Origin of the sequence: Kribbella sp. NPDC050281 (genome assembly GCF_040655855.1) — a bacterium.
In the GTDB taxonomy this organism is placed as follows: domain Bacteria; phylum Actinomycetota; class Actinomycetes; order Propionibacteriales; family Kribbellaceae; genus Kribbella.
Genome location: NZ_JBFAKS010000014.1, coordinates 147,614 through 174,306 on the forward strand (window position 1 = coordinate 147,614; position 26,693 = coordinate 174,306).

The window sequence follows — 26,693 nt, forward strand, 5'->3', positions numbered from 1 at the left end:
CCCGTAGGCCGGTGTCTCGAGCGCATCTCGCACCTCTCACGGTTTCGTCGTCCAATCCGGGCGGTGGAGCGGCGGACCCGGCGGGGAGGGGTGAGTACTCAAGACCGCCGGGTCCGCCGGTCTAGTTGCCCCGCGGCCGAAGCGGAACCGCCTCGGCTTCGAAGCGGTCCTTCAACTGGTCAGGACTGCAGAGTGTTCGCACCCCAGGAGCATCCCGCGGCAAGGGTGGCCATGTCGTCGCAGTGAGCACTCCTCCGCTGGGCATGCTGGCGGGAATCATCACTACCCGCTAGCAGGAATCGCCCACACAAGCGCTCGGTCACCTGGTGTCACGATCCCGGCCGCGAAGCCGGCGCGTGGGTCGCAGGACGTCCAACCGCGAGAATCGTGGCGCTGGCTCGGCGGTGGGGCCGCGTTGCTGACCGGCTGCCGGGGCATCCGCGCAGGTCAGGGACGGGTCAGGCGCGAGACGAACCCGCTTAACACGGTGCGAACGCAACTGGGCCGGTGATGTAACCCGGGCTCGCGACCGTCGATCATCCGACGATCGAGGAGGCCGCCATGCATCGAGTTCCCGATCTACCCGAGCTCCAGGCAACCGCCGAACGGCTCGGCACCCAGCTCAGCAGCGAAGAGGCGGAGGTCTATCGCCGCCATCTGACCCGGATGCTCGCCGAATTCGACGACTTCGTCCAGGCCCGCGCCGCCGAGGTCCGGCCACCGCGGTTCCCGGGCGCCCGCGAGCCCGGCTACCGCCCAGGCCCGGACGAGGACCCGCACAACGCGTGGACCTGGAAGTGTTCGGTCGCGGGCAGTGACGAGGGCATCCTGACCGGCAAGACCGTCAGCTACAAGGATCACACCGCTGTCGCCGGCATGCCGATGGCCTTCGGCGCGCACGCTCTGTCCGGCCACGTGCCCGACTTCGATGCGACCGTCGTTCAGCGTGCCCTGGAAGCCGGCGCGACGGTGGTCGGAAAGAACGTGATGAACGGCTTGGCCGGCGGCTATGGCTTCGGCGGCGGCGTCGGGGACTACGGCCGCCCACTGAACCCGCACAACCCACTGCACCTCACCGGTGGGTCGTCGTCCGGATCCGCGGCCGCACTGGTGGACGGCGAGGTGGACATCTCGTTCGGCGGCGATCAGGGCGGCTCGATCCGGATCCCGGCCGCCTGGTCCGGCACCGTCGGGCACAAGCCGACCTTCGGCCTGATCTCCCACTTCGGCATCGGCTTCGGCTCGGACCAGAGCATCGACTACACCGGCCCGATGACGATGTCGGTGCGCGACGCCGCCCTCGCCCTCGAGGCCGTCGCCGGGTACGACGGACTCGATCCGCGCCAGACCCGCGACGTACCCGACTGGTACGACGCGACGAGCGGTCTGACCAACGAAATCGAAGGACTGCGGATCGGCGTACTGCGGGAAGGATTCCTCGGCGCGACCGAGGCCGTGACGGACTCGGTCCAGCAGGCGATCGAGGTGTACGAGAAGCTCGGCGCGGTCGTCACCGAAGTGTCCGTGCCGGAGCACCTGACCATCGGCGCGGCGCAGATGGCGTTGTCGGCTGAGGCCGCGCTGGCGGTCCGCGGCTCCGGGTTCTACGGCGCGTTCACTCGGACCTACTACCCCGAGGACACGATCGCAGCGATCACCCGGGCCTGGCAGCACGACCAGGAACTACTGGATCCGCGGGGCCTGCTCACGCTGATGGCCGGCGAGTTCAGTCGCCGCTATTGGGCCGGCCGGCTGTACGCGAAGGCGCAGAACGTCCGGCCGGCGTTCATCGCGGCGTACGACCAGGTCTTGTCCGAGGTCGACCTGCTGGTGATGCCGACGACGATCACCCAGGCACCGCAGTTCGAGCCGATCGACGACCGAATCACCGCGCTGGACTTCGCGTTGCAGAGCCCCGTCTCGCAGAGCGCGGTCGCGAACACCCGGCCGTTCAACTTCACCGGCCATCCCGCGCTGGCGGTGCCGTGCGAGAAGCGCGACGGGCTGCCCGTCAGCATCCAGTTGGTCGGCCGGATGTTCGACGACGCGCTGCTGCTGCGCGCCGCGCACGCGTTCAGCGAGGCCGTCCCGTTCACGGAATGGCTCGCAGTCGAGGCCGCATGACCAACCGAGGCATCTTCCGTTCGCTGCAGGTTCGCAACTACCGGAACTTCTTCTGGGGTGGAACGGTCAGCAACATCGGGGTCTGGATGCAACGGACCGCGCAGGCGTGGGCCGTCGTCGTGCTCAGTCACGGCGACGGTCTGGCCCTCGGCATCGCGACCTTCCTGCAGTTCTTTCCGACCGTGCTGCTGGGCCTGGCCACCGGGGCCCTGGTCGACCGGGTCGACAAGGTCCGGGTCTTGATCGTGACCCAAGGTCTGGTCGGGCTGGGCAGCGTGGTGATGGCGGTCCTCGACGGCCTCGGGATCCTCACCCTGGTTCAGGTCTGGGTGCTGGCCGGTGCGATGGGCATCGTCACGGCGTTCGACATCCCGGCCCGGCAGGCGGTGGTGTCCGAGCTGGTCGGCCCCGATCGGGTGGTGAACGCGATCGGGCTCAACTCGGCCTCGTTCAACGTCGCCCGGCTGATCGGGCCGGCGATCGCGGGCCTCCTGATCGGCGTGGCTGGTACGCCGCTGATCTTCGCGCTGCACGCGATCAGTTCGGCCGGCATCCTGATCGCGCTGTCGCGGATCGACCGCTCAGAACTACGCCAGGTGCCGCGCTCACCTGTGAGCCGGGGGCAACTAGTAGCGGGCCTGCGGCAAGTAGCCGGTGATCCTGTGCTGGCAACGGTGATCGTGCTGGCCGGCGTGATCGGGATCGTCGGAGCGAACAGCCTGCAGGTGGTGTTGCCGCTGGTCGCGACCGAAGTGTTCGATGTCGGAGCAGTCGGTTTCGGCCTGATCACGTCGTGCCTCGCGGTCGGTGGTCTCACCGGAGCATTGCTGGCAGCATCGACCAGCGGGATGCCGAGGTACCGCTGGGTCATCGGTGCCGCGGCGGCACTCGGATGCAGTCTGGTGATCGCCTCGCTGATGCCGGTGCTGGTTGCCTTCGGCATCGCGCTGGTCTGTTGCGGCGGGATGTTCATGTCGTTCGCCGTACTGGCGAACACGTCCGTTCAGCTGACCGCCGAGCCGGCGCTACGCGGGCGGGTCGTGGCCGTCTACCTGACGTTCTTCCTCGGTGGCGGTGCGCTCGGCGCTCCAGTGCTGGGGATGCTGGCCGAGCACGTCGGCCCGATGCGGGCCATCGGCTTGGCCGGCACGCTCGGCCTGCTGGCCGCCGCGGCCGCGGGCGGAGCGGTCGCCATGATGGTCGTCCGGTCCCGTCCGGTAATACTGGCGAATTCCCCCGGCACGATTCCGGGAATCGTTTACGAACGAGATACCGAAGTCGTCGACCACTGAAACATCAGCGCCATAGTTTGAACCTGGAACTCCTTCTACGACAGGGCTTCGGGCCCCGTCCTCACTCCGCTGAATACGCGCCGGAGACGGTCGAGAAATCCCCTGGAAGGAACACGACAATGTCGATGCTGACCCAAACCCGACAGGTCGGGAAAACAACGCCGGCGATCTCGCCCGCGTTACAGGTGCGTCACCTGGTCACCGAGTTCCGCAGCCGGTACGGCGCGGTCCGCGCGGTCGACGGGGTGTCGTTCACGGTGCCGCGCGGCCGAGTGCTGGCGGTGATCGGCGAGTCCGGCAGCGGTAAGAGCGCGATGCTGCGCTCGATCATCGGGATCAACCCGCCGACCACCCTGATCACCGGCGAGATCTCGGTCGGTGGCCGGGACCTGCAGACGATGTCACCTCGGGACCGCCGCACGGCCCGCGGCAGTGACGTGTCGATGGTGTTCCAGGATCCCCTGACCGCGCTGGACCCTGTCTACACGATCGAGAAGCAACTGGTCGAGGCGATCCGTAAGCACCACGAGGGTCTGGGCAGGTCCGAGGCCCGGCTGCGGGCCCTCGAGTTGCTCGAGCTCGTCCAGATCCCGTCGGCCGCCGCCCGGCTGAAGGCGTACCCATCGGAGCTGAGTGGCGGCATGAGGCAACGAGTGGTGATCGCGATGGCGATCGCCGGCCGGCCGACGGTGCTGCTCGCCGACGAGCCGACCACCGCGCTCGATGTCACGGTGCAGGCCCGGATGATGCGACTGTTACGGCAGATCCAGCGCGACATCGACATGGGTCTGGTCATCGTCACCCACGACCTCGGCGTCGCGGCCGAGCTCGCCGACGAGGTGGCGGTGATGTACGCCGGCCGGTTCGTCGAGCACGGCTCCGCCGTCCAGGTGCTCACGGCACCATCGCATCCGTACACCGAAGGACTGATCGAGGCGAACGTCCGGGCCGGGCAGGATCGTCGGCCCAACGCGATCCCGGGGGCGCCGCCGAGCCTCGACCAACTGCCGCCCGGCTGCGCCTTCGCGCCCCGCTGCGGTTACGCGGTCGGCGCCTGCTGGGAGAGCCGGCCGACGGCCAAGACAGTGAACGACGGCCACTCGAGCAGCTGCCTGCTCGTCCACGGCGAGACCGCACTGGCGTCCTGACATGCATCTCCGCCCACGCATCAGACACGCTCTCCTCGCGCTGCTGCTCGTCGTACTGGCCGGGTGTACGGCGGCGGCCGCGAGTGGACCGCCGCCGGCCGGTGGTGAGCTCCGGATCGCCATGTCCGCGGGCAACATCCCGTTCCCGTCCACCCCACCGAACGAGGGGTACGAGGGGTACCGGTTCGTCGGCAACAACATCTACGACGGCCTGACCCGGCTGAATCTGAACCAGTCGGCCACCTTGCCGACTCCGCAGCCGTCACTGGCCGAGTCCTGGATGCCGTCGAAGGACCTGACGACCTGGACCTTCAAGCTCCGTCAGGGCGTCCACTTCCACGATGGTACGACGTTCGACGCGGACGCGGTGATCTTCCAGTTCGATCGCCTACGCACCAAGACCTCCCAGTACTACGACACGAAGTCCGCAGCCAGTGCGGCCGCGGCGTTCCGGTATTTCAAGTCCTGGCGCAAGGTGGACGCCCGGACCGTCCAGATCACCACCACCAAGCCCTACGCGTGGCTGCCGTGGGATCTCGCCGGCATCTTCTTCCCCAGCCCGGCGGTGGTGAAGAAGTACGGGAACAACGACTACAACAAGCATGCCTCCGGCACCGGTCCGTTCCGGATGACGAAGTACGTCGACGGCGAGGAGATGGAGCTCACCCGCAACGACGACTACTGGCGTGGCCCCGTCAAGCTCGGCCGGATCGTGCTCTATCCGCAGCCCGAAGCCGCCTCACGACTGTCGATGCTGCAATCCGGTGAGGTCGACTGGGCAGAGGTCCCGTCACCCGACTCGGTCCAGCAGTTACGCAACGAGGGCTACCAGATCGAGATGGGCAAGTACCCGCACGGGATCATGCCGCGGTTCAACCTGTTCCGGAAACCCTTCAAGGACAACCTCGAGCTGCGCCAGGCACTGAACTACGCCCTCGACCGCCAGGGCACCGCCGCCTTGCTGAACAACGTCGGCTATCCCGCGACCGAGTACGTGTACGACGGCAACCCGTCGTACACGAAGAAGACGCAGGGTTACAGCTACGACGTGGAGAAGGCGAGGCGGCTGCTCGCCGACGCGGGCTATCAACCCGGTCAGCTCACGATCACGATGGCCTATCCGACCGGTGGCTCCGGGAACATGTATCCGGACACCATGATGCAGAAGCTGCAGGCCGACTTCGCCGCGATCGGGGTCCGCACGAATCTGCGGCCGCTGGAGTGGAACACGATCATCTCGATCGGTCTGGACGGCCTGAACGCCAAGCAGTGGAGCGATATCGACATCCTCTGGGCCTCCCCCGCCGCCGGGATGATGCCGACCGGCTACAGCGCCACCTACTTCTGCAACCGCCCCGGCGGACTGCCGAACGCCACCGGCCTGTGCGACCCCGCGATCGACGCCGCTCTCACCGCGGCCAGTCAGCAGCCCGACGTCGCGGCGCAGTACCGGTATCTGCAGCAGATGATGGATGTCGCGCTGAAGAACGCGTACTTCCTCTTCTGGATGCACGACCTCAACCTGCGGGTGCTGAGCCCGAAAGTGCACGGCTACGTCCAGCCCCAGTCGTGGTGGGTGGACTTCACCCAGATCTCGGTCGAGGAGGACTGACCCATGCTGCGTGTCGTGGTACTTCGGATCGGGATGGCGGTGCCGATCCTGTTCGGCGTCTCCGTCATCGTGTTCCTGCTGATGAACGTGCTGCCCGGGTCGGCGGAGGCCTCGCTGGTCAGCGACGACATGTCTGCCGCCGAGCGGCAGGCGATCCGCGATGAGCTCGGGCTCAACGACCCGCTGCCACTGCGGTACCTGCACTGGCTGGGTGACGCGCTCCAGGGCAATCTCGGGTACTCGGCCCAGCGCCGCCGCGACGTTACCGACCTGCTCATGCAGGCGTGGGGCAACACGGCCGTCCTGGCAGTCGTCTCCGCCGTGTTCGGGATCAGCCTGGGCCTCTGGCTCGGGTACGTCGCCGGGACGCGTCGCGGCTCGTTGATCGACCGGATCACCGGCGTACTCAGCCTGTCCGGCTTGAGTATCCCGTCGTTCTTCCTGGCGATCATCCTGCTCGCGGTGTTCGCCGGCGGGCTGCGGCTCCTGCCGTCAGGTGGTGCGAACCTCGACTCGGGACTGCTGATGGCACTGCGAAGTCTGGTGCTGCCCGTGCTGTCCGGGTCACTGATCACCATGGCGATCACGGCCCGGGTGACCCGCGCGAGCATCGTCGACGTGGCCGGGGCGGACTTCGTGGAAACGCTGCGGGCCAAGGGATTGAGTGAGCGCGAGGTCCGGCGGCACATCCTGCGGAACGCGATCTCGCCAGTGCTCACCACCTCCGGCGTCCAGATCGGCGCCCTGCTCGGCGGTTCGGTGCTGGTGGAGACGATCTTCCGCTGGCCGGGGATGGGTCTGCTGGTGTTCACCGCGATCTCGGCCCGGGACCTGCTGGTGGTCCAGGGCGCCACGTTGGTCATCGCGGTCACCTTCGTGCTGGTCAACCTGGTCGTCGACCTGCTGCAGGCCTGGATCGACCCACGGGTGAGAGGAGCGGTCGCATGAGCGAGACAGTGGTTCCGACCCTGCTCGACAAGAGCTTCGGCGCGAGTACGACGGCCGCCGACCGCGAAGAGGCCGCGCGCCGCCGGGACGAGTGGAACGCGGCCCGGACCAGCGAACGACCGACATCCTTCTGGCGAGCGACGCTGCGCCGGTTCGTCGCCAACAAGGTCGGAGTGGTTGCCGCGATCATCGTTCTGCTGTTGGTGCTCGGGGCAATCTTCGCCCCACTGCTCACCAGCGCGGACCCCTTGCTCGGCAAGCCGCTCGACCGGCTGCAGAACCTCGGCTCGCCGGGCCACCTCCTCGGCACCGACGAGCAGGGCCGTGACATGCTCGCCCGAGTCCTGTACGGCGGCCGCCTGTCACTGCTCGCGGGATTCGTACCGACGCTCGGCGCGGCCCTGATCGGTACGGCGATCGGCGTCACCGCCGGCATCGTACGTGGCGCGGTCGGGACGGTCCTGATGCGGGCGATGGACATGCTGTACGCGTTCCCGGCGATCCTGCTCGCGATCGCGGTCGGCGCCTCGCTCGGTCCGGGCCTGACCAACACGATCATCGCGGTCACGATCGTGTTCATCCCACCCGTCGCCCGGGTCGCCGAGTCCGCGACCCGCCGGGTCGTCGTCCAGGAGTTCGTCGAGGCGGCCCGGCTGAGCGGCGCGAGCCGGCTGCGGGTCGCCCGCACCCAGGTGCTGCCGAACGTGCTGAACGACGTGATCGTCTACTCCTCCGGCCTGGTCGGCGTGGCGATGATCATCGCGGCCAGCCTGAGCTTCCTCGGCCTCGGCTCGGCGCCGCCGGCGCCCGAGTGGGGCTACATGCTGAACAGCCTGCGCGGCATGGTCAGCGTCGCCCCGCTGGTCGCGATCGTGCCCGGCTTCTTCATCTTCCTCACCTCGGTGGCCTTCAACCTGGCCAGCGACGCGCTGCGGGAAGCCATGGACAGCCGGCTCTGAGCCGGTGCGGAAGGAGAACCCCGATGGAGTTGCTCGAACTGATCGACGTCTCGAAACAGTTCCACGTCCGGGCCGGCGGACGCCGGGCCAGGCTGTCCGCGGTCGACCACGTCTCGCTGACGGTCCGGCCGGGGACGACGCTCGGCATCGTCGGCGAGTCCGGATGCGGAAAGTCCACCCTGGCCCGGGTGATCGTCGGCCTGCACCTGGCCGACGACGGCGAGATGATCTTCGACGGCAAACAGGTGCTGACCGGCAAACGCCGTACGCCGGCCGAGCTGCAGCGGATGCAGATGGTCTTCCAGGACCCGTCGTCGGCGCTCAATCCGCGCGCCACGATCAGCGAGTCGATCGGGTTCCCGCTGCAGGTCCAGGGCGTGCCGAAGACGGTGATCGCGGAGCGGGTCGCGAAGGTGATGCGGGACGTCGGTCTGCCCGCGGCGTACGCGTCGCACTATCCGCACCAGCTCAGTGGTGGGCAGCGGCAACGAGTCAACATCGCGCGGGCGCTGGCCCTGCAACCGAAGCTGGTCGTCCTGGACGAGGCGGTCTCGGCGCTCGACAAGTCGATCCAGGCACAGGTGCTCAACCTGCTCAGCGACCTGCAGGAGGAGTATGGGCTGACCTACGTCTTCATCAGCCACGATCTCAATGTCGTGCGCTACATCAGCGACGACGTCGCGGTGATGTATCTCGGCCAGGTGGTCGAGAGCGGTGATGCGCAGGAGCTCTACGACAACCCCAAACACCCCTACACCCAACTGCTGTTGTCCTCGATCCCGGCCCTCGACCCGACCCAGAGCACCCGCGACGACCCGGTCGACAGCACCGACAGCACCGAGATCCCCAGTCCGATCGATCCACCGAGCGGCTGCCGGTTCCGTACCCGCTGTCCGTTCGCGATGGATGTCTGCGCACAGGTCGCACCGCCGCGGGTCGCCGTCACCGAGGGCCGCACGGTCGCCTGCCACCTGTACGCCGACTCCGCAGTACCACTCCCCCACCCGCAGGAGGTTTGAATGTCCACACCCGCAGAGGTCGTCCCCGCGATCCTGGCCGCTGCCCAGCTCACCGTCTCCGAGAGCGAGCTGGCCACGTTCATCCGGGACTACCCGCTGATGCGACAGGCGGCCGACGCGCTGTACCGGCCCGAGTTCGACCCCGACGAGCCGGCGATCCGCTTCGACCCGCTCGACTTCTACTCCGCCGGAAAGGACGCCTGATGACCACCATCAAGGACGCAGCAGCCGCCTTGCGCGACGGCAGCCTCACCTCTACCGCACTGACCCAGCAGATCCTGGACCGCGCCGTCGCCCTCAACCCCGCTCTTGGCGCGTACGTCGAGATCACCGCGGACGCGGCCCTCGAGCAAGCAGGCGCGGCCGACACGGCCCTGGCCGCCGGGGACGATCGCGGTCCGTTGCAGGGCATCCCGCTCGCGATCAAAGACATCATCGCGATGAAGGGCGCACCCACCACCGCCAACAGCCACGTGCTCGCCGAGGACTGGGGAGCCGGGACGGACGCTCCGGTCGTGGCCCGGCTCCGTGATGCCGGCGCAGTCTTCGTGGGCAAGTCGACCACCAGTGAGTTCGCCTGCGGGTTGCCCGACGCAACGAAACGCTTCCTGGTCCCGCACAATCCCTGGAACGTCGACCACACGCCGGCCGGGTCCAGCTCCGGCACCGGAATCGCCGTCGCGGCCGGCCTCGCTCTTGGCGGGCTCGGCACGGACACGGGCGGTTCGGTCCGCAGCCCAGCTGCCGTGAACGGCCACACCGGCCTGAAGGTGACGTTCGGCCGGGTGCCGAAGAGCGGGGTGGTCCCGCTCGGTTTCAGCCTGGACAGCATCGGCCCGATGGCACGCAGCGCCTGGGACTGCGCGGCGCTGCTGGAGGTGATGGCGGGATACGACCCGACTGATCCCAACTCCGCGCAGCAGCCGGTCCCGGCCTACACGCAACTGCTGGACGGTTCAGTGGACGGGTTGCGGATCGCACTGCCGATGCCGTACTTCTTCGACCACGAGCAGCTGGATCCGGAGATGCACGACGCTGTGCTCACGGCCGTGAAGCAGTTGGTCGGGCTCGGTGCGTCCTCGACCGAACTGGACCTCCCGTACGCGGCCGAGGCCAAGGACGCGAACCACATCATCATGGTCTCAGAGGCGTACGCCTACCACCGCAACGATCTCGTCAACCGCTGGAACGACTACGGCGTCCACACCCGGCCCACGCTCGCCCGTGGAGCCTTCTACACCGCCGGTGACGTCGCCCAGGCGCAGCGATTCCGCCGGTTCTTCTCCCGCCAGGTCGCGGAGCTGTTCACGAGCTACGACGTGATCATCACGCCGTCCGCGCCGGTACCGGCTGAGCCTGCCGCCGGGCTGTCACCGAGCAAGCGCCTGCTGACCCCCAGCTACACCGGCCAGTGGAATCTCACCGGCCTGCCGGCGGTCGCCGTACCGGCCGGATTCTCCAGCAGTGGGCTGCCGCTGTCGATGCAGATCGTCGGCAAACCGTTCGCCGAAGCCACCGTGCTGAAGGTCGCCGACGCACTGCAACGCGTCAGCGACTGGCACCTCGCCGTACCGCCGGTCGATGCCCTCGCGGCCTGAAAGGACACTATGAGCAACGAATCAGAACCTCTGGCGACCGTGCTCGCGCTCGCCGGAGTAGAGCCGGCCGAGGCCGAGCTGGTGCCGATGGCAACGGCTTTCGGCACCGCCCGGGAGAACTCCGCGCTGGTGTACTCCGTCACCGCCGCCCGCTACGAAGAACCGGGCCTGATCTTCTCCGCGCGGCCATGACCGCGCGGACGATCTCCGCTGCACTCGCATCGCTGCGATCCGGCGAGGTCACCGCGTCCGGCCTGGTGGACGAGGCGATCGCGGCTGCGGATGCCCATGACGGCGAGCTCGGCATCTACCTGGCCCGGTTCGACGAGCCGGCGCGGGAAGCCGCTGCCGCGGCTGACGAGCCGGTGATCCGGCCGGTCCCCTGCTCGGCATCCCGCTGGGCATCAAGGACATCATCACCACGGTCGAGGGACCGACCACCGCCCAGAGCCTCGTCCACGACCCGGCCTGGGGCGACCAGCTCGACGCTCCGGTGGTGGGCCGGCTCCGCGCCGCGGGCGGCATCATCAGCGGCAAGACGACCACCATGGAGTTCGCCACCGGCGTGCCTGATCCGTCCAAGCCGTTCCCGATCCCCCGCAACCCGTGGAATCCCGATCACTGGACCGGCGGGTCCAGCTCCGGGACCGGCAACGGTGTGGCGGCCGGGGCGTTCCTCGGTGGGCTGGGCACGGACACCGGTGGCAGCATCCGGATCCCGGCCGCGTTCTGCGGGATCTCCGGGCTCAAGGCCACCTTCGGACGCGTGCCGAAGTCGGGGTGCGTCCCGCTCGGCTACAGCCTCGACAACATCGGCCCGATGGCCCGCTCGGCCCGCGACTGCGCGATCATGCTGACCGTCCTGGCCGGGTGCGACGCGAGTGACCCGTGTTCGGTGGACGAGCCGGTGCCGGACTACGAGAACGCGTTGACGGGTGATCTGGGTGGGCTGCGGATCGGCGTCGACCCACTCGCGGAGTACCGCCGGGCGGACCAGGATCCGCGGCTCGGCGAGCTCCTCGATGCGGCTCTCGCCGTACTGACTGCGCGCGGTGCGACCGTCGTACCTGTGCGCCTGCCGTACTACCGGGAGCTGACTGCCGCCACCGGAATCACGTCGCGGAGCGAGGCGTTCGCGTACCACGCACCCGATCTGCGCACCCGGTGGTCCGACTACTTCGCGGCCACTCGGCAGGGCGTCGGCATCGCGGCCGCGTACACAGGTGCCGACTACGTCCAGGCCCAGCGGGTACGACGGGTCGGTCAACGGGAGTTGGCGTCGTTGTTCACCGAGGTCGACCTGATCGTCACTCCGACCGCGAGCGTCGAGGCCTTCACGATCGACGGGCTGAGCAGCCTCGCGACCGAGCGCTTCCGTGCGATGCACACGTCCTATTGGAATGCGGTCGGCAACCCGGCGCTGTCGGTACCGATGGGGCTCGGCGCACGAGGTCTCCCACTCGGGTTGCAGCTCGTCGGAAGGCCGTTCGACGAGGCGCTCGTGTTGCGAGCCGGCGACGCCTACCAGCAGGACACGGACTGGCACTTGCGGCAGCCCGCGCTCGCTCAGACCTCGGCCGTCCCTGTGGCTGTGGCCTGAGGCAACGGCATCGAGGGCGCCCCGCTCGGCGGCGTCCTCGATACCGGCCCGCGCATCACGGTGGCGAACACCAGCCGGTCGGAGCGCGCGTGCGACACGCTGTACTCCAACGGGTGGCCGTCCAGCGCCCGCACCACCCGGCTGGTGTCGAGCAGGGCGAACCCGACGTCGACCCGCAGCGCCTCCGCGCTGATCGGGTCCGCGCTCGAGCAGCCGATCTGCAACTCGGTGTCACCGACCGGCTCATGCAGTACGTCGGCGATCAGCTCGTACGGCGATCGGTTCAGACTCGCGAAGGAGCCCGTCAGCAGCACGCCGAACGGATCGGCCGGCATGAACGCGGACCGGATGCTGAGTGGAAATCCGTCGAGCGACGTGACCGACTCCAGGATCACCACCTCTGCTCCGACCGGAAGCTCCAGCCGCTCGGCAATGAATGCGGGCGCCCGATGCAGGCTGGCGTACGTCGTCCGGATCGCCACCCGCGTCCCCTGAGTGTTGACATCCTGCGCGAGATCCTGCGACACCTCGATGCCGTGTTGCAAGGCGCTCGGGGTCAACGCGAACGTGCCGGCGCCGCGAACCCGCTCGACGAGTCCCTGTTCCGCCAGGATCGCCAGTACGTCTCGGATGATGCTGCGGCTGACGCCGTACTTGCGGATCAGAGCGTCTTCGGCAGGTAGCGGCGCTTCGGCCCAGTCGCCGCTGAGCAGTTCGGTACGGAGAAGGTCGCAGACCCACTGGACCGTGCGCGAGCGTCCCGGACCGCGCCGGGAGCCACGCTGGTGAGCTGAACCGTGGTGCCACTGTCGGGAGAGGTGTTCCACCGGATCTCCTCCGACCGCCGGACGACGAGATTGCCGTTACGGTACGTCCGCTGGGCAACCTGCCAAAGCGATAACTCCGTGGCCTGGGTCACAGCCCGCGTCCGTCTGATTCATCAAGAGCGGGGACGGGCTCACGCACCGCTGGCCGGGCACAGTTGGGCTAGGCACCGTCCAAGGGGAGCGAGACATGGATCGCCGTACCGTGTCCGACCGGGCTGATGACGAGGATCGACCCGCCCAGAGACTCGACTCTGTCCTGCAGCCCGACCAGACCGGATCCACCGCGTGGTTCGGCACCGCCCGCGCCGTCATCCCGGACGGACAGCCGCAGTGCGTCGTCCCGTTCCTCGAGAGAGACCTCGGCGTGCGATGCGCCGGCGTGCTTGGCCATGTTGGTGAGAGCCTCGGACACGACGTAGTACGTCGCTACCTCCAGCGGCGGCGGGTACCGGGACTGGGTCTCGACCGTCAGGTCGACCGGGACGGTCGAGCGACGGATCAGCGTCCGCAAGGCCGGGCCGAGGCCACTTTCGACCAGGACCGCCGGGTGGATGCCCCGGGCGAGCTCGCGCAGCTCGTCCACCACCTCGGTGAGGTCGTGGGCAGCCTGGCCGATGTCGGTCCGCAGCCTCGGCAGGTACGCCGGTACGCCGCTCTGGGCGACGCGTAGTTCTAGCGCAAGCGATACCAGCCGTTGCTGGGCTCCGTCGTGCAGGTCCCGCTCCAGCCGGCGCCGCATCTCGTCCCCGGCGGCGACCACCCGCGCGCGGGACGCCGTGAGCTGTGCCCGGCTCTCCGCGTTCGCGATGGCGGTGGCGACGATCTCGGTGAACTCGACCATCCGCTGCTCGGCGGCCGGGTGGAAGGGGTGACCTCGCGATGCGATGGTGATGCCACCCCAGCAGAGCCCCTCGACGACGATCGGGCTGGCCACCGCCGACCGGACGTCCCATTCCTGAACGAATTCGGGGAGGCGCCCGCGCATCTCGTCGTCCAGGTCGTACCGAGCCGACTCGCCCGTCGCCTGCACTGTTCCGATCGCCGACCGCGACTCCAGCGTCCGGCGCTCGCCGACCCGGATGACGTCCTCGCGCAGGCCACGGCTTCCCATCAGCGTCGCCGTTCCGTCGGATTCGAACCGGAAGATCGCGGTGAGGTCGGCGCCGGTCAGCTGGCCGAGCTCCTCGGCCACCGTGGCGAACACGAGCTTGCGTTCGGCCCCGCGCGCGACCAGCGTCGCCACCCGCCGCAGTGCGGCCTGCTCGTCGGCCATCCGGCGCAGCTCGGCCCGGGCTTCGGCGTTCTCGATAGCTGTGGCGACCAACTCGGTGAAGCTTGCGATCTGTGACTCCGTGTTCGCCGCGAAGGGCTCATCGCTCTTCGTCGAGGCGGCGATCACCCCCCACACCTCGCCGGCCACCAGGATCGGGCAGCCGACGGATGAGCGGATCCCCAGCGCCTGGGCTTCCTCGGCGATCGCTCCGGTAGCGCCCACGAAGCTGTCGAGCCGGACCGGCCGACCGGTCTGGCGCACCTCGCTGGCCACGCTCAGTCCGTCCAACTCGATCCGCGTGCCGACAGTGAGGCGGGCGGGCACCCTGGTCCAGGCGGCGACACCGGTCACGGTCCCGTCTGCCTCGTAGCGCTCCATCCGGGCCAGATCGGCCCCGCACAACAGCCCGACCTCGCGGGTGACAGCCTCGAACACCGCCGCGGGCGACTCCGACTCCGCAACCAGGGTCGCGACCCGCCGCAACGCCGACTGCTCATCGGTCAGGCGCGCCGACTCCACCGCCGCCCGCCGCGACCGCGCTGCCAGCTCGGACACCACGAACGAGGTCACCAGGAACACCCCGAGCACCACCAGGTTCCGGGAGTCGGCGAGCCAGACCGAACCCTCGGGTGGCAGAAGGAAGGCGAACGCCACGACGCTGAGCACCGAGGTGACCGCCGCCAGCCGCGCTCCCCACACCACCGCCATCGGCAGGACGGCGAGCAGGTACAACACCAGCAGGCTCAGCACAGGGACGTACGGCTTGAGCAGCGCGACCACACCGGTCACCACCGCTACCAGGGCCACGCTGGCCAACAGCCCGCGCAACCAGCGGGCGCTGGCTGGATTCAGCCGGCTCCGTGCCATCATCGCTTCCCTCGGACACGCCGACGGACCAGCTCGCCGCAGGCGCCCGCGGCAGACCGCCGAACCTGGCTCTCGATTGTGCCACCAGCTAGCAGGGGGTGCGGAGCCCCTCCTGACCAGCACCGGGAATGGCCGCTGGCGGCGATGCCCAGCAACCATCTGTCGGCCGATGCTGGTGGTCGTGGACAACGACCGGATGAGCGCCACGGGCGCGACGGCAGCACCGCCCGCGACCGGCCATCCGCTGCGCTGGCGGACCTTGGCGGTGACCCAGCTCGCCGCGTTCATGGCGCTACTCGACGTCAGCATCGTCAACGTGGCGCTGCCCTCCATCGAGCGAGTGCTCGCAGTGCCGGCCGGAACCGCACAGTGGGTGGTGTCCGGATACGCGCTCAGCTTCGGGCTGGCGCTCGTACCAGCCGGCCGGCTCGGCGACGCGCTGGGCCGGCGCCGGATGTTCCTGATCGCCCTGACCGCGTTCGTGCTGACCAGCGCTCTCACGGGTGCGGCGCCGACCATCGGACTGCTGATCGCCGCACGGCTGCTGCAAGGCGTCGCCGGCGGCATACTCGTACCGCAGAACTCCGGCTTGATCCAGGAACTCTTCCAGGGGGCCGAACGAGGTAGGGCGTTCGGCATTCTCGGTGCCACGATCGGAGTGGCCACCGCGGCAGGTCCAGTGGCCGGGGGTCTGATCATCACGCTGATCTCCGGACCGGATGCCTGGCGCTGGGTCTTCTACGTCAACGTGCCGATCGGTGTAGTCGCCCTGCTGCTGGCCGCGCGCTGGGTTCCGGCCCGCTCGGGAGCCGGCCGCGGCAGGCCCCACCTGGACCTGACCGGGTCGCTGCTGCTCGGCGTCGGCGTGCTCTGCCTGCTGCTCCCGGCGGTGGAGGCCGAGAGCCACGGTCTGGGAGGCGACTGGTGGCTGTTCGTGGTCGCCGCGTTGCTGCTCACCTTCTTCGCCAGGTGGGAGCTACGTACCGCACGCAGGGGCCGCGAGCCGGTACTCGACCCACGGCTGGCACACACCTCCGGCTTTCCCGCCGGGTCGATCATCGGCATGGTCTACTTCATCGGCTTCACCGGCATCTGGCTGGTGCTCGCGCTGTTCTACCAGGACGGATACGGCTACTCACCGCTGCGCTCCGGGCTGGCAGTGACGCCGTTCGCGATCGGGGCCGCGGTGTCGGCGGCTGTCGCGGGGCGTCTGGTCTCGAGGTTCGGTCGGGTGCTGACCGTGACCGGCCTGACCGCGACGATCGCCGGACTGGTGGCTACCGCGCTTCTGCTGCGAAACGTCGGTGGCGACACGGCGGCGTGGGCGACCGCCGGGCCCTTGCTGGTAGCCGGACTGGGCGGCGGCATGGTCACCTCACCCAACATCACGCTGTCCTTGCAGCACGTCCCGGTACGGATGGCCGGCGCGGCGGGTGGCGCCCTGCAGACCGCTCAGCGGATCGGCTCGGCGATCGGCACCGCCGTACTGGCGACGATCTTCTACCACGTCCTGATGAGCTCCGACCATGACTACCCACCGGCGGTCTCCGACGCGCTGCTGAGCGCTTCCGCGCTGATGCTCGTGGCCTTGCTGATCGCCGTCGTCGACCTCGTCCGGCACCGGCGACCTGACCGCGATGCGGGATCCACTGTTACCGCCACGGAGCGCTCGTCGCGAGCATGAGGCGCATGGTCACTGCGGACGTCGTCCCCCGTCCGAGGTGATCGTGGGGATCACCGCCGAATAGTCGAGGTCGCCCGCGCCGGCCGCGGCGGCCTCCTCGAGCCAGTCACGTGACGCCGCCGCCACCTCCAGCCGCCGGCCGAACTGGTCGGCGATCTCAGTGACCAGGTTGAGATCCTTGAGGGCCAGACTGAGCTTGAAGTTGGCAGGGTAGTTGCCGGATTCCACATTGGCGCGCTTGGCCTCGACGGTGCCCCCGATCGGAGTGTCACTCAGTACGTCGAGTACAACGGAACGATCCAGGCCGAAGTCGTCGCCGAGGGCAAGGGCTTCGCCGAAGGCGGCGATGGCCGCGCCGAGCGTCGAGTTCACGACGACCTTGGTGGCCGCACCCGCGCCGAGCCCGCCGACGTGGTGCAGCGTGCCGAGTGGCGTGAGGATCGGCTCCACGCGCTGGAAGTCGGCCGGATCCGCGCCGACGTAGATGGCCAGCTGGCCGGTCGTGGCCTGCGGAACGCTGCCCCGCACCGGTGCGTCAACCATGGCGACGCCATCTGGAAGTCGGGATGCGACCGAGCGCACCGCGTTCGGACCAACGGTCGACATGTCAATGAGCAACTGCCCCGGTGCCAGCGCGGCGGCAACGCCGTCCTCGCCGAACACCACCTGCTCGAGCGCATCCGCGTTGGTCACCATGGTGATCGCGGCATCGGCACCCGCGATCGCCTCCATCGGCGTGGATGCGGCGGTAGCGCCGCCGTCGGTCAGCGGTTTGGTCTTCTCAGCCGTCCTGTTCCATACCGTCACGTCGTGACCGGCCTCGAGCAACCGAGTGGCCATGGGTGTGCCCATCAGGCCGAGGCCGATGAATGCCAGCTTTGCCATTGTGTGTTCCTCTCACATGCCTTTGATCTCAAACGGAGTACCTGTTAACGGGTGGGTGTGATCACCGCGTAGACGTGGTGGAAGCCGATCACGTCGATCTTGCCGTCGAGGAAGTTCTGTGCGCTGATCCGATCCACGGTCGCGTATCCGGGTTCGTAGAACAGCAGGTCAGAACCTTCGCGACCGATCAGCAGGATGTAGTGCCGCGGTATCCAGTCACCGATGAGCACCGGCACCGGCTGATGACTGCCGGCAGCTTTGACCGCATCCTCCAGCGCCGGCTTGCCACTCCCGGTGACCAATCGCGACTTGTACCGCGTTCCCAGCGCGTCGGCATGCCGGTTCAGCTCCGTACTTACTCCGGCTGGTGTCGAGCCCAGCCGCTTCGGCCAGAAGCGGTTGGTCGCATCGTGGATCCGATGTTCCTCGGCCGTCAGCCGCGCCTGGAAATGCTCCGCGCTCGCATCGGACCTGTCGGTGCTGTCGCCGGTCGTGAGGTACAGCGCGTACAGCGGATCTGCCATCGCCCGTGCCATCAGGATCGTCATCGACCCGCAGCTCGTGTTGTCGGTCTGTTGCACCGGAGAGAAGCGGTACGCCACCCACCCCAGTCCGTCCGGATCGATCAGGCTGAGGTGTCTGCGCAGCCATTCGGGCTTCTTGCCTCGAATCAGCCGCGCGAACGTGACGATGTCGTCGACACTGTGCCCGGCCGCCAATGCCTGAAGGAGATACGGCCGCTCCGCGGAGCCGGCCGCGCCCAGTGTCGCGTCCACCCGGGCCTGATCACCGGGTGACGCATCGGCCAGCGTCTTCGCCACCCGCGCGGCCGACGAGGCCACGGTCGGCGGATCACAGTCGGGCTGCACATGCGGACCGACTCCGTACCCGGTTAAGGACAGGAGCAGCGTCGATACCACCGCCGGCCGGCGCACGATGGCGGTCCAGCGCCGTACTGTTCGAGCAGGCCTGAACGCCTTGGCCCACAACCTCGATCGGGTTGCCACGATCAATCCCTTCCGACCACTCCCGGGGGCTTCCGGCCTCCCCTCCACGGTGTCGCCGGAACGCCCGGAAGTCGTCACGGTAAGCGGCCATTCGCCATACCGGCTGGCGGTAATCCTGCCGTCGTCAACGAACCCGGCGGCGCTTCCTCCGGATGCGGAGGACGAGGACGGCCACGGCCAGGGCGATAAGCACCAGTGGCACATACGTCAGAGCGTGCGCCAGCGTTGCCAGCGAGGCAGCAAAGGCGTAGCCGAGCAATACGCAGCCCGCGCCCCAGACCAGGGCTCCGACAGCGTTCCACGGCAGGAAAGTGCGCAGGTACGGCATCTGGGCCATGCCGGCCATACCCGGTGTCAGCGCTCGCAAGCCCGCGGTGAATCGGCCGAGCAGCACCGCGCGTCCGCCGTACCGCCGCAGGAAGACGTCAGTACGCCGCCACCGATCGTCACCGACCCGGCGACCCAATCGCGATGAGCGCAGCCTCGGCCCGAGTCGGCGACCGACCTCGTAGCCCACGCTGTCGCCGAGGGCGGCCGAACCGACCGCGACCACCACCATCGGCCACAAGGCGATCCAGCCCTGGCGGGCAGCGAATCCGGCCACCACCAAGGCCGTCTCGCCGGGGAGGACCAGCCCGACCATGACCGCGGCCTCGGCACAGGCGAGACCGCCGGCGATGACGTAGAACCACGCCCCGAGCTGTCCACCGAGCTGCTGCAGGAATCCGAGCATCGTCAGGTCGTCCGCAGCCGACACCGGTTGATCGAGTGCTTCACGTCACCCACGGTGCCAGCCGGCCCGCGCCGCTTCGATACCGCCAGCGCGGGGCACCGCGTACCTGCCAGCAGGACTCCCGCAGCCTGGTGACACAAAGGTCCAGGTAGCCGGATTGTCCGACGACCGGACGGTTGAGATGCTGACGCCATGGAGTTGCGCTGCTTGATCGTCGATGACAGCCCTCATTTCCTGTCGGCTGCTCGCGGTCTACTGGAGCGTGAGGGCATGGTGGTGACTGTTGCCTCGAACGGGAACGATGCCGTTCGCCGCGCCACGGAACTCGGACCGGACGTCACGCTGGTCGACATCGACCTCGGCGGGGAGAGCGGCTTCGACGTCGTACGCCGGTTGATCCGTGAGACCGACCTGGCACCGTCCACCGTGATCCTGGTCTCCACCCACGCCGAGGAGGACTACACGGAGCTGATCTCGGCGAGCCCGGTCGCCGGTTTCCTGCCCAAGACCAGACTGTCCGCCCTCGCTATCCGTGACGTGCTGGGGCTCCCGGCCTGACGGCGACCGCACTACGGGGCTTGAGTCCAGGGCGCGCGGGAACGGGCGAGCCGACGGGCCGTGAGGCAGGCGACCGCGAGCAGCACGGTCGCGATCAAGAGCGGCGCCGCGTGCCGGCCGCTGTACGCCACGCCTCCCGCAGGGCGACGGTCACGAGACTCTCACTGAGCGCCGCCCCGGAGGGCCGCGACCAATCCCATCGCCGACAGCTCGATCTCCGCCAGTTCGACGTACAGCTTGCGGACCTCGTCCGCACCCCAGTTCGGCGAACTGAACTGGTGATGCGTGATCGCCGTCATCATCAGAAATCGAGCCTGGGTGGAATTGAAAGCACCGTCCAGCCAGTCTGCACGTTCCATGTCCGCTTACCTCGCAACCGCGTTGCTGTCGTTCCGGCGCAACCTGTCTACGACCAACGATGATCCGAACCGGGCTGCCTGTCGTCCGGGCTGGCGTCCACACCAGGTACCGGCTAGCGGGAATCTCTGCCGTCGTCGCCGGCCAGGAATCGGCTGGGATCGCCGGCAGCGCTGGCGTTCTTGCCCAGCCAGGCGTTGAGTCCGCGCGGGTCGCGACGTTCGAGTTCGTCCAGATAGTGCTGTCTGGCTTCGACAATGCGCAGACGAGCGGCCGCCGTGGTCGCGGCCCGCAGGGCGTCGTAGCTGTCCTGCCATCGTGTGCACAGCTCGGCCGTGGTGAGCGCACCGTTGAAGAGCCTGCCGGGGACGTGTCCCAGCCGGCGGCCGAACCAGCGCAGCGCGGGCGGTGACGTGACACCGAGAACCACCACCAAAGACGGACCTGCAGGACCTAGGAGGACGACATAGCCCGCGCACGCGACGACGGCTGCAATCACTGTGGCGGCGACGACAGCTGCTTTCCACGCTCTGGCGGGGACACTGGCATCCGCCGTCTTCGACCAGGCATTGGCCGCCACGGCCGATCCGATCAGGGCGGCGACGAAGAACAGCGGGAACACCAATCCGGTCGGCACGAAGAACAGTCCGGCCACCAGGCCCAGTACGCCGACCAAGCCGCACAAGCCACTCCACACGAGCCTGTAGGCCTTCAGCCAGTTCGTACGTCGCCTCATCTCAAGTCCTCTCCGAATCTCGTCGTCCGACGCGGATGATGGAGCGGCAGACCCGGCGCCGAGGATGGGTGAGTACTCGAGACGCCGGGTCCGCCGGTCTAGTGGGGCCGCTGTCCAACTGCCAGCGGCACTGACGCGGCCTTCAGCCGGTAGCCCAGACCGCGGGCGGTGACCACGTGCTGAGGGTTCGCGGGGTCGCGCTCGACCTTCAGCCGAAGCCGGCGGACGTGCACGTCGACGATCCGGCTGTCGCCGAAGTAGCCGTATCCCCAGACCTTGGAGAGCAGGTGTTCCCGGCTGCAGATCGCGCCTTCCGCACCGGCCAACTCGGCCAGCAGCTTGAACTCGGTCCTGGTCAGCGGCAACGGCAAGCCGTCCCGCGTCGCCTCCAGGCAGCCGACATCGATCAGCAGATCGCCGACGGTGAACTGTTGCGACGGCGGCGGCGAGGCGGACTCGATCCGGCGCATCACCGCGCGGATCCGGGCCGACAGCTCCTTGGCTACCAGGGGTTTCGTGACGTAGTCGTCCGCACCCGACTCCAGGCCGGCGACCACGTCGTGGCTGTCGGTCTGGGCCGTCACCATGATCACCGGGACGTCGCTGTTCCGGCGGATCTCCCGGCAGACACCGAACCCGTGCCGGTCCGGAAGCATCAGTTCGAGCAGGACGACGTCCGGCGGCTCGCGACGCAGCGCCGCCAGCGCCTCCGCCCCGTTGGTGGCTTCGAGAACCTGGTACCCCTCGTCCTCCAAATCGAGCCGCAGACGACGCCTGATCCACGGATCGTCGTCCACCAGCAGCACCCTCCTGGCCGCCATCGAGCCATGCCCGCCGGCGGCCGCGGTCCAGGTGTCGCGGATCATCATCAGTCGTCCTCTCGATCACACGACCGGAGCGGGACCGCCACAGCTTCGAAACGGTCCTTCAGCTCATGAGGGCTGCGCAGTGATCGCACCATCGCAGCATCGCGCGGCACGGGTGCTCCTGTCGTCGAAGTGAGCACCCAGCCGCCGAGCCTGCTGGCAGCAATCCCCACCCACCCGCTAGCTGGAATCGCCCAAGCCACACCCGATCTCGACGACCGATCCGTGGGGCAGGCAGTCGCCTGCGCGGGCTTCTAGGCCGACGCGAGGCGGATGAGGGCCGTGGTGGCGACGCCCGCGGCGGCTGCCGGCAGCATCGGCACCCTCAGGAGATTGAGGATGCCGGCAACGCCTACTCCGATCAGTTGGGTCCAGTCGATCGTGCGGCCGCCGAGGTCAGTGACGATCAGTCCTGCGAGCAACGCCGGAGCAGTCAGCCTGGTGACACTGATCAGTGCCGGCGGGAGATCTCGCTTCCCGAGCACCAGTGGGCCTGCGGCCTTCATCAACCAGTTAGCGGCGCTGACCGCCAGTACGCACAGCCACAGCTTCATGAGGCCTCCTTCGTCGTAGCCCGATCAGGGTGGCCGCAGCGGCGCCGAGCAACGCATAGCTGGGACCGGTGACGAACAACAGCCCGGCGGCGATCACCGCGCCGAGCAGACAGGCAGCGACCGCGCGGCGCGATCGGCGTACTTCGTCGATCAGCAAGACGATGAAGAACGCCGGGAACGCCACGTCGAGGCCGAGCCTGTGCATGAGATCCGGCGATGGAGCGGCCAGCACACCGACCGCGGTGCCTCCGGTCCAGCAGATCCACTGGGGGACGCTGACTCCGATCATCCGCCAGACGTCGTACCGATCGTCCTCGTCGTGCGCGGCCAGGAACGACGCGTCGACGATCGCTTGCGCCTGGAGCATGCGCGCCAGCCGGCCTCCGCGCAGGCTCGGCGCGATCGCCACGCTCATCACCAGGTATCGCACGTTGATCACCATGGCCGCGACGATCGCCGCCAGCACCGTTGCGCCGGACAACGAACTGAGCAACGTGAACTGGGCCGAGCCGCTGAACGCGAACGCGGAGAAGGCCACCGGCGCCACGGTCCCCCAGCCTCGTGCCCGCGCTTCGGCACCGAAGTTCAGTGCCAGCACTGTGGTCGCGAGTGCCGGCCCGATGCCGAGACGAAGCCCTCGGACGAACGACTGCCGACCAAACTCCGTCATGCTGTCGATTCGTCTCGGGCTCGCTGGTAATGACGGCGGGCGCGAGCCCGGTTGCCGCAGTCGGCCGAACTGCACCACCGGCGCGAACCGTTCTTGCTCCGGTCCAGGAACAGCCAACCACAGCCGTCATCTCCGCACTGGCGCAACCGGCCGAGGTCTTCGTCCTCGAAGAGCCGCCAGACCGCCAGCCGGACGACGCCACCCGGATCGTCAGCCCGCCACCCGAACGGACTCACCACGACGGATGCCGACCGGACCACCTCGGAAACGAGGCCGTGCAGAGCATCGACTGCGGCGCGGGCCGGCCGGTCCCCGATGGCGAGACTTGCCAGCACGTCGTACGCGATGTCCCGCGCAGCCACCAGATCGTCGCGCAACCGTCGCGTCACCACCGCGCCATCCGTGATCACGCCAGCGGCAAGCAGCCACCGCTCCACATTCGGCAGCTCAGTGAACCGATCGACCGTCCGCCCAGGATCAAGACGCCACGCCACAGTGTTCACAAGGTCAAGCGCCAGATGCCCCCCAACCAACTCCGCCCGATACGCCACCCGACCCACCTCCACACCTAACCCTAACAGCCAATACCACTTTTGCCTGTTAGAGAGGCCGACATCCTCCAGGCGATCAAGGTGCCGCTTACCACTAGCCCGACGCTCGATCGGAATCGCGCAGGGCCACCCACCGCAACACAGGCCGACGGCCGGCACCGCGCGCGAGTGGTACGTCCACATCGTGAGGCCGACGACTGTCTCCGAGCCCCGACTCAACCTGCAGAAAGTGACGCAGGACGAGTTCGGCGGAGCATGGCGGTCAGGACCGGGCCGTCGACGGACGGCTGCTGCGTACTGATCGGCTCGTAGCCCCACGATTCGTAGAGCGCCTTGACCTTCCCGTCGCCGTTCAACGCGTTGACCAGCAGCGAGACCTGCGCTTCGCGACGATCGCGGAGCAGCTCGTCATGGATCAGCAGGGCGATCCCCTGCCCCCGCCACGGTTTGCGCAGCATGATCTCCTTCACCGCCGCGGTCGGCGTTTCGGTGCAGCCGTCGGGAAGGGGGGTTGTCATCCGGCGCCACCAGCGGTCGTCAGGTGTGAGGGTGTTCGCGTACGCAAACCCGACCGGCTCCCCCGCGTCGTAGCCGATGACAACTTCCCATCCGGGATCGGATGCGTGCCGGGCGAGCTGTTCTCCGAATCGCTCGACCGAGTAGTGCGGAAGATGAAGCTGATCGGCTCGCACGTCGGCATACACCTCGATCAGCGTGCTCCACACGTCGTCGATCACAGTCGAGTGGCGCAGCGCCATACCGTCAGGGGTCACAGAAGCGTCCTCAATGTGTCGTGTGCGTAATGGTCCCAGGCGGTTGCCGGGTGGCTGGATGGTGCTGCGATCTGCAGTGTGCTGCCGAAATCTTGGAGCATCGAGTTGATCCGCGGATGCAGACCGGTTGGTTCGGCCGGGATCGACATCGCGGTGGCGACCGCTTCCTCGAGATCGCCTTGGCCGAGCTGTGCTTTGGCTAGTCGCGCGGTGGTTATCGATCGCGTACGCCGCATGCCGGGCCGCAGGAGGGCGAGGCTTCGATGAGCGTGGCCCTCGGCCACCTCGTAGTCGCCGAGCGCCAGGTAGCCTGCCAGAGCGAGGTTCTCCAGCTCTGCCTGGTCGTAGAAGGCGTTGAGCCAGAGCGGCCGCTCGTGGCTGGGCTCGGACCTGGCCAGGGCGTCTTCGGCATGGGCGACGGCCTGACGTACGGCGCGCTGATCGCCAGTCTGCCCAAGGATCGCAGCATGTCTCGCATGGCCGAGGGACGCGAACATTGGATCTCGTCTGGCAATCGGCAAACGGCGCGCGACATCATTGGCGGCCAATGCGTCGACGGGCCTGGCCATGTGGCGGTAAAGGCGCAAAGGGAAGGACGGCGATAAGCCGGGGGTGGGAGGGAGCGCGCGTAGCAGGCGCGGGAGGAGCGCAGCGACGGAGCGCCTGCGTAGCGCGCGTGGATCGGACTTACCTGATCCGCATCCCGGAGATGGCTCGCGCGATGACCAGGCGCTGGATCTCCGAGGTGCCTTCGAAGATGGTGTAGATCTTGGCGTCTCGGTGCATGCGTTCTACGGGGTATTCGCGGGTGTAGCCGTTGCCGCCGAGGATTTGGATGGCTTCTTCGGTGACCTTGACGGCAACTTCGCCGGCCTTCAGCTTCGCCATGGAGCCTTCGCCGTGCTGGTAGTCGGGGGTTTCGCCGCGCATCAGGGCCGACGACATGTTGGCGGCGCGCCAGACCAGCAACCGGGCGGCGTCGATCTCGAGGGCCATGTCGGCGAGTTTGAAGGCGATGCCCTGGTTGTCGATGATCGGGCGGCCGAACTGTTCGCGGGTCTTGGCGTACTCGAGGGCTACCTCGTACGCCGCCCGCGCGATGCCGATCGCCTGGGCGCCGACCAGGTGGCGGGTCATCTCGAAGGTGGCCATCGACGCGTTGCGCCCTTGCTGGCCGGCCGCGGGCACCCGAGCGCGCTGGCCCGCGGCCTCGCGAGCGCGGGCCAGGCGGGCGTCCAGTTTCTCCTTGCCCCCGAGCACGTTCTCGGCCGGGATGCGCACGTTGTCGAAGAAGACGTCGGCCGTGTGGGACGCGCGCAGGCCGTGCTTGCGCAGCTTGGTTCCCATCTCCAGCCCGCGCACCTCGGACTTGGGTACGACGAACGCCGCCTGCCCCTTTGTCCCGAGCGACGGGTCGACGGTGGCGACGACGACGTGGATGTCCGCGATGCCGCCGTTCGTGGCCCAGGCCTTCTGCCCGTTGATGACCCACTCGTTGGTCACCGAGTCGTACGTCGCCCGCGTACGGATCGCGGACACGTCAGAACCCGCACCGGGCTCCGACGAGCAGAAGGCGGCTACACGTACGTCGTCAGGTGTCCCGTAGCACCGGCCCATCCACTGGCTCCACTGCTCAGGGGTGCCGTTGGAGAAGATCGCGGACGATGCCAGACCGGTGCCCTTGAGTGACATCGCGATGCCGGCGTCGCCCCAGAACAGTTCCTCGTGGACGAGCGGCATCAGCAGGCCGGTCGGGTCGACGAAGAGGTTGACGTTCATGTCGAGGCCGTACAGGCCGATCTTCGCGGCCTCCTGGATGATCGGCCACGGCGTCTCCTCACGCTCGTCCCACTCGGAGGCGGCGGGGCGGATGACGTCGGCGGCGAAGGCGTGGGTCCAGTCGCGGATCTCGCGCTGATCGTCGTTGACGGCGAGCGAGAAGGTGCTCCAGCCGGGCTTGGATCGCTCGGCGCCGAGCTCTCCGGCAAGCGTCATCACGTCGGCGGACAGGGTGGGCGCGAACTTCGGGTCGGTCATCAACATCCTCCGGCG

Annotated in this window: 26 protein-coding genes and 1 pseudogene; 13 read left to right on the top strand and 14 right to left on the bottom strand. The window is 68.3% G+C overall.

The genetic code is table 11. The features are described from left to right. The first annotated feature begins 561 nt into the window (after positions 1-561). From AB0I34_RS17690 to AB0I34_RS17740, 11 genes and pseudogenes are all read left to right on the top strand, one after another. Positions 562-2,124, top strand: coding sequence for an amidase family protein (locus tag AB0I34_RS17690; RefSeq protein WP_360446203.1), 1,563 nt, complete (start codon positions 562-564; stop codon positions 2,122-2,124). Then, positions 2,121-3,416: an MFS transporter gene (locus AB0I34_RS17695; RefSeq protein ID WP_360446205.1), complete on the top strand. Its 1,296-nt coding sequence runs from the start codon at positions 2,121-2,123 to the stop codon at positions 3,414-3,416. Before AB0I34_RS17690 ends, AB0I34_RS17695 begins: the two co-directional genes overlap by 4 nt. A 119-nt stretch (positions 3,417-3,535) precedes the next feature. Then, complete coding sequence (locus AB0I34_RS17700; protein ID WP_360446207.1) at positions 3,536-4,564, top strand: ABC transporter ATP-binding protein; 1,029 nt, start codon at positions 3,536-3,538, stop codon at positions 4,562-4,564. A gap of 1 nt (position 4,565) precedes the next feature. Further along, positions 4,566-6,176: an ABC transporter substrate-binding protein gene (locus AB0I34_RS17705; RefSeq protein WP_360446209.1), complete on the top strand. Its 1,611-nt coding sequence runs from the start codon at positions 4,566-4,568 to the stop codon at positions 6,174-6,176. 3 nt (positions 6,177-6,179) lie between these two features. Beyond that, the gene (locus AB0I34_RS17710) at positions 6,180-7,124 is read left to right on the top strand and encodes an ABC transporter permease (RefSeq protein WP_360446211.1); all 945 of its coding nucleotides are present in this window, start codon (positions 6,180-6,182) and stop codon (positions 7,122-7,124) included. Continuing rightward, positions 7,121-8,083 carry an ABC transporter permease gene (locus tag AB0I34_RS17715; RefSeq protein WP_360446213.1) on the top strand — a complete coding sequence of 321 codons (963 nt, stop codon included), beginning with the start codon at positions 7,121-7,123 and terminating at the stop codon, positions 8,081-8,083. The genes AB0I34_RS17710 and AB0I34_RS17715 overlap by 4 nt, the downstream gene beginning before the upstream one ends. A gap of 23 nt (positions 8,084-8,106) precedes the next feature. Next, positions 8,107-9,102 carry an ABC transporter ATP-binding protein gene (locus tag AB0I34_RS17720; RefSeq protein ID WP_360446215.1) on the top strand — a complete coding sequence of 332 codons (996 nt, stop codon included), beginning with the start codon at positions 8,107-8,109 and terminating at the stop codon, positions 9,100-9,102. Continuing rightward, entirely contained in the window at positions 9,103-9,306 is a 204-nt protein-coding gene (locus AB0I34_RS17725) for a hypothetical protein (protein ID WP_360446217.1), read from the top strand. Next, positions 9,306-10,700 carry an amidase gene (locus AB0I34_RS17730; protein WP_360446219.1) on the top strand — a complete coding sequence of 465 codons (1,395 nt, stop codon included), beginning with the start codon at positions 9,306-9,308 and terminating at the stop codon, positions 10,698-10,700. Before AB0I34_RS17725 ends, AB0I34_RS17730 begins: the two co-directional genes overlap by 1 nt. Positions 10,701-10,709: 9 nt before the next feature. Continuing rightward, positions 10,710-10,892, top strand: coding sequence for a hypothetical protein (locus AB0I34_RS17735; RefSeq protein WP_360446221.1), 183 nt, complete (start codon positions 10,710-10,712; stop codon positions 10,890-10,892). Between the two features lie 184 nt (positions 10,893-11,076). Beyond that, positions 11,077-12,300: pseudogene (locus AB0I34_RS17740) on the top strand (amidase); the annotation flags it as partial. Here AB0I34_RS17740 and AB0I34_RS17745 read toward each other — a convergent pair. Both AB0I34_RS17745 and AB0I34_RS17750 read right to left on the bottom strand, forming a co-directional pair. Next, positions 12,267-13,127 carry a GntR family transcriptional regulator gene (locus AB0I34_RS17745; protein ID WP_360446223.1) on the bottom strand — a complete coding sequence of 287 codons (861 nt, stop codon included), beginning with the start codon at positions 13,125-13,127 and terminating at the stop codon, positions 12,267-12,269. The pseudogene AB0I34_RS17740 and the gene AB0I34_RS17745 sit on opposite strands and share 34 nt — an antisense overlap. 160 nt (positions 13,128-13,287) lie before the next feature. Continuing rightward, positions 13,288-15,267, bottom strand: a complete 1,980-nt coding sequence (locus AB0I34_RS17750) for a GAF domain-containing protein (RefSeq protein WP_360446224.1) — start codon at positions 15,265-15,267, stop codon at positions 13,288-13,290. A 169-nt stretch (positions 15,268-15,436) separates the two neighbouring features. On the opposite strand from AB0I34_RS17750, the gene AB0I34_RS17755 reads away from it, so the two are divergent. After that, positions 15,437-16,951: an MFS transporter gene (locus AB0I34_RS17755; protein WP_360446226.1), complete on the top strand. Its 1,515-nt coding sequence runs from the start codon at positions 15,437-15,439 to the stop codon at positions 16,949-16,951. 9 nt (positions 16,952-16,960) lie between these two features. Here the strand turns inward: AB0I34_RS17755 and AB0I34_RS17760 are convergent, their stop codons facing one another. From AB0I34_RS17760 to AB0I34_RS17770, 3 genes are all read right to left on the bottom strand, one after another. Then, positions 16,961-17,836 carry an NAD(P)-dependent oxidoreductase gene (locus tag AB0I34_RS17760; protein ID WP_360446228.1) on the bottom strand — a complete coding sequence of 292 codons (876 nt, stop codon included), beginning with the start codon at positions 17,834-17,836 and terminating at the stop codon, positions 16,961-16,963. Between the two features lie 44 nt (positions 17,837-17,880). Beyond that, a complete protein-coding gene (locus tag AB0I34_RS17765) occupies positions 17,881-18,843 on the bottom strand; it encodes a hypothetical protein (protein WP_360446230.1) in 963 nt (320 codons plus the stop codon). Positions 18,844-18,967: 124 nt separating this feature from the next. Then, positions 18,968-19,600: a DedA family protein gene (locus AB0I34_RS17770; protein WP_360446232.1), complete on the bottom strand. Its 633-nt coding sequence runs from the start codon at positions 19,598-19,600 to the stop codon at positions 18,968-18,970. A gap of 168 nt (positions 19,601-19,768) precedes the next feature. On the opposite strand from AB0I34_RS17770, the gene AB0I34_RS17775 reads away from it, so the two are divergent. Then, positions 19,769-20,134 (top strand): response regulator, encoded by a 366-nt coding sequence (locus AB0I34_RS17775; RefSeq protein ID WP_360446233.1) that lies wholly within the window; start codon positions 19,769-19,771, stop codon positions 20,132-20,134. A gap of 161 nt (positions 20,135-20,295) precedes the next feature. Here the strand turns inward: AB0I34_RS17775 and AB0I34_RS17780 are convergent, their stop codons facing one another. From AB0I34_RS17780 to AB0I34_RS17820, 9 genes are all read right to left on the bottom strand, one after another. Beyond that, positions 20,296-20,493, bottom strand: a complete 198-nt coding sequence (locus AB0I34_RS17780) for a hypothetical protein (protein WP_360446235.1) — start codon at positions 20,491-20,493, stop codon at positions 20,296-20,298. A 113-nt stretch (positions 20,494-20,606) separates the two neighbouring features. Beyond that, entirely contained in the window at positions 20,607-21,227 is a 621-nt protein-coding gene (locus tag AB0I34_RS17785) for a hypothetical protein (protein WP_360446237.1), read from the bottom strand. 98 nt (positions 21,228-21,325) lie between these two features. Then, positions 21,326-22,093, bottom strand: coding sequence for a response regulator transcription factor (locus AB0I34_RS17790; protein ID WP_360446269.1), 768 nt, complete (start codon positions 22,091-22,093; stop codon positions 21,326-21,328). A gap of 254 nt (positions 22,094-22,347) precedes the next feature. Beyond that, positions 22,348-22,647: an AzlD domain-containing protein gene (locus tag AB0I34_RS17795; RefSeq protein ID WP_360446239.1), complete on the bottom strand. Its 300-nt coding sequence runs from the start codon at positions 22,645-22,647 to the stop codon at positions 22,348-22,350. Continuing rightward, positions 22,607-23,317, bottom strand: a complete 711-nt coding sequence (locus AB0I34_RS17800) for an AzlC family ABC transporter permease (RefSeq protein WP_360446241.1) — start codon at positions 23,315-23,317, stop codon at positions 22,607-22,609. Before AB0I34_RS17800 ends, AB0I34_RS17795 begins: the two co-directional genes overlap by 41 nt. After that, complete coding sequence (locus AB0I34_RS17805) at positions 23,314-24,051, bottom strand: CGNR zinc finger domain-containing protein (protein WP_360446243.1); 738 nt, start codon at positions 24,049-24,051, stop codon at positions 23,314-23,316. The genes AB0I34_RS17800 and AB0I34_RS17805 overlap by 4 nt, the downstream gene beginning before the upstream one ends. A gap of 32 nt (positions 24,052-24,083) precedes the next feature. Further along, complete coding sequence (locus AB0I34_RS17810; RefSeq protein ID WP_360446245.1) at positions 24,084-24,641, bottom strand: GNAT family N-acetyltransferase; 558 nt, start codon at positions 24,639-24,641, stop codon at positions 24,084-24,086. Continuing rightward, on the bottom strand, positions 24,638-25,210 hold the full coding sequence (locus AB0I34_RS17815) for a hypothetical protein (RefSeq protein ID WP_360446247.1): 573 nt from the start codon (positions 25,208-25,210) through the stop codon (positions 24,638-24,640). Before AB0I34_RS17815 ends, AB0I34_RS17810 begins: the two co-directional genes overlap by 4 nt. A gap of 118 nt (positions 25,211-25,328) precedes the next feature. After that, positions 25,329-26,678, bottom strand: a complete 1,350-nt coding sequence (locus tag AB0I34_RS17820) for an acyl-CoA dehydrogenase family protein (protein WP_360446249.1) — start codon at positions 26,676-26,678, stop codon at positions 25,329-25,331. Positions 26,679-26,693: the final 15 nt, after the last annotated feature.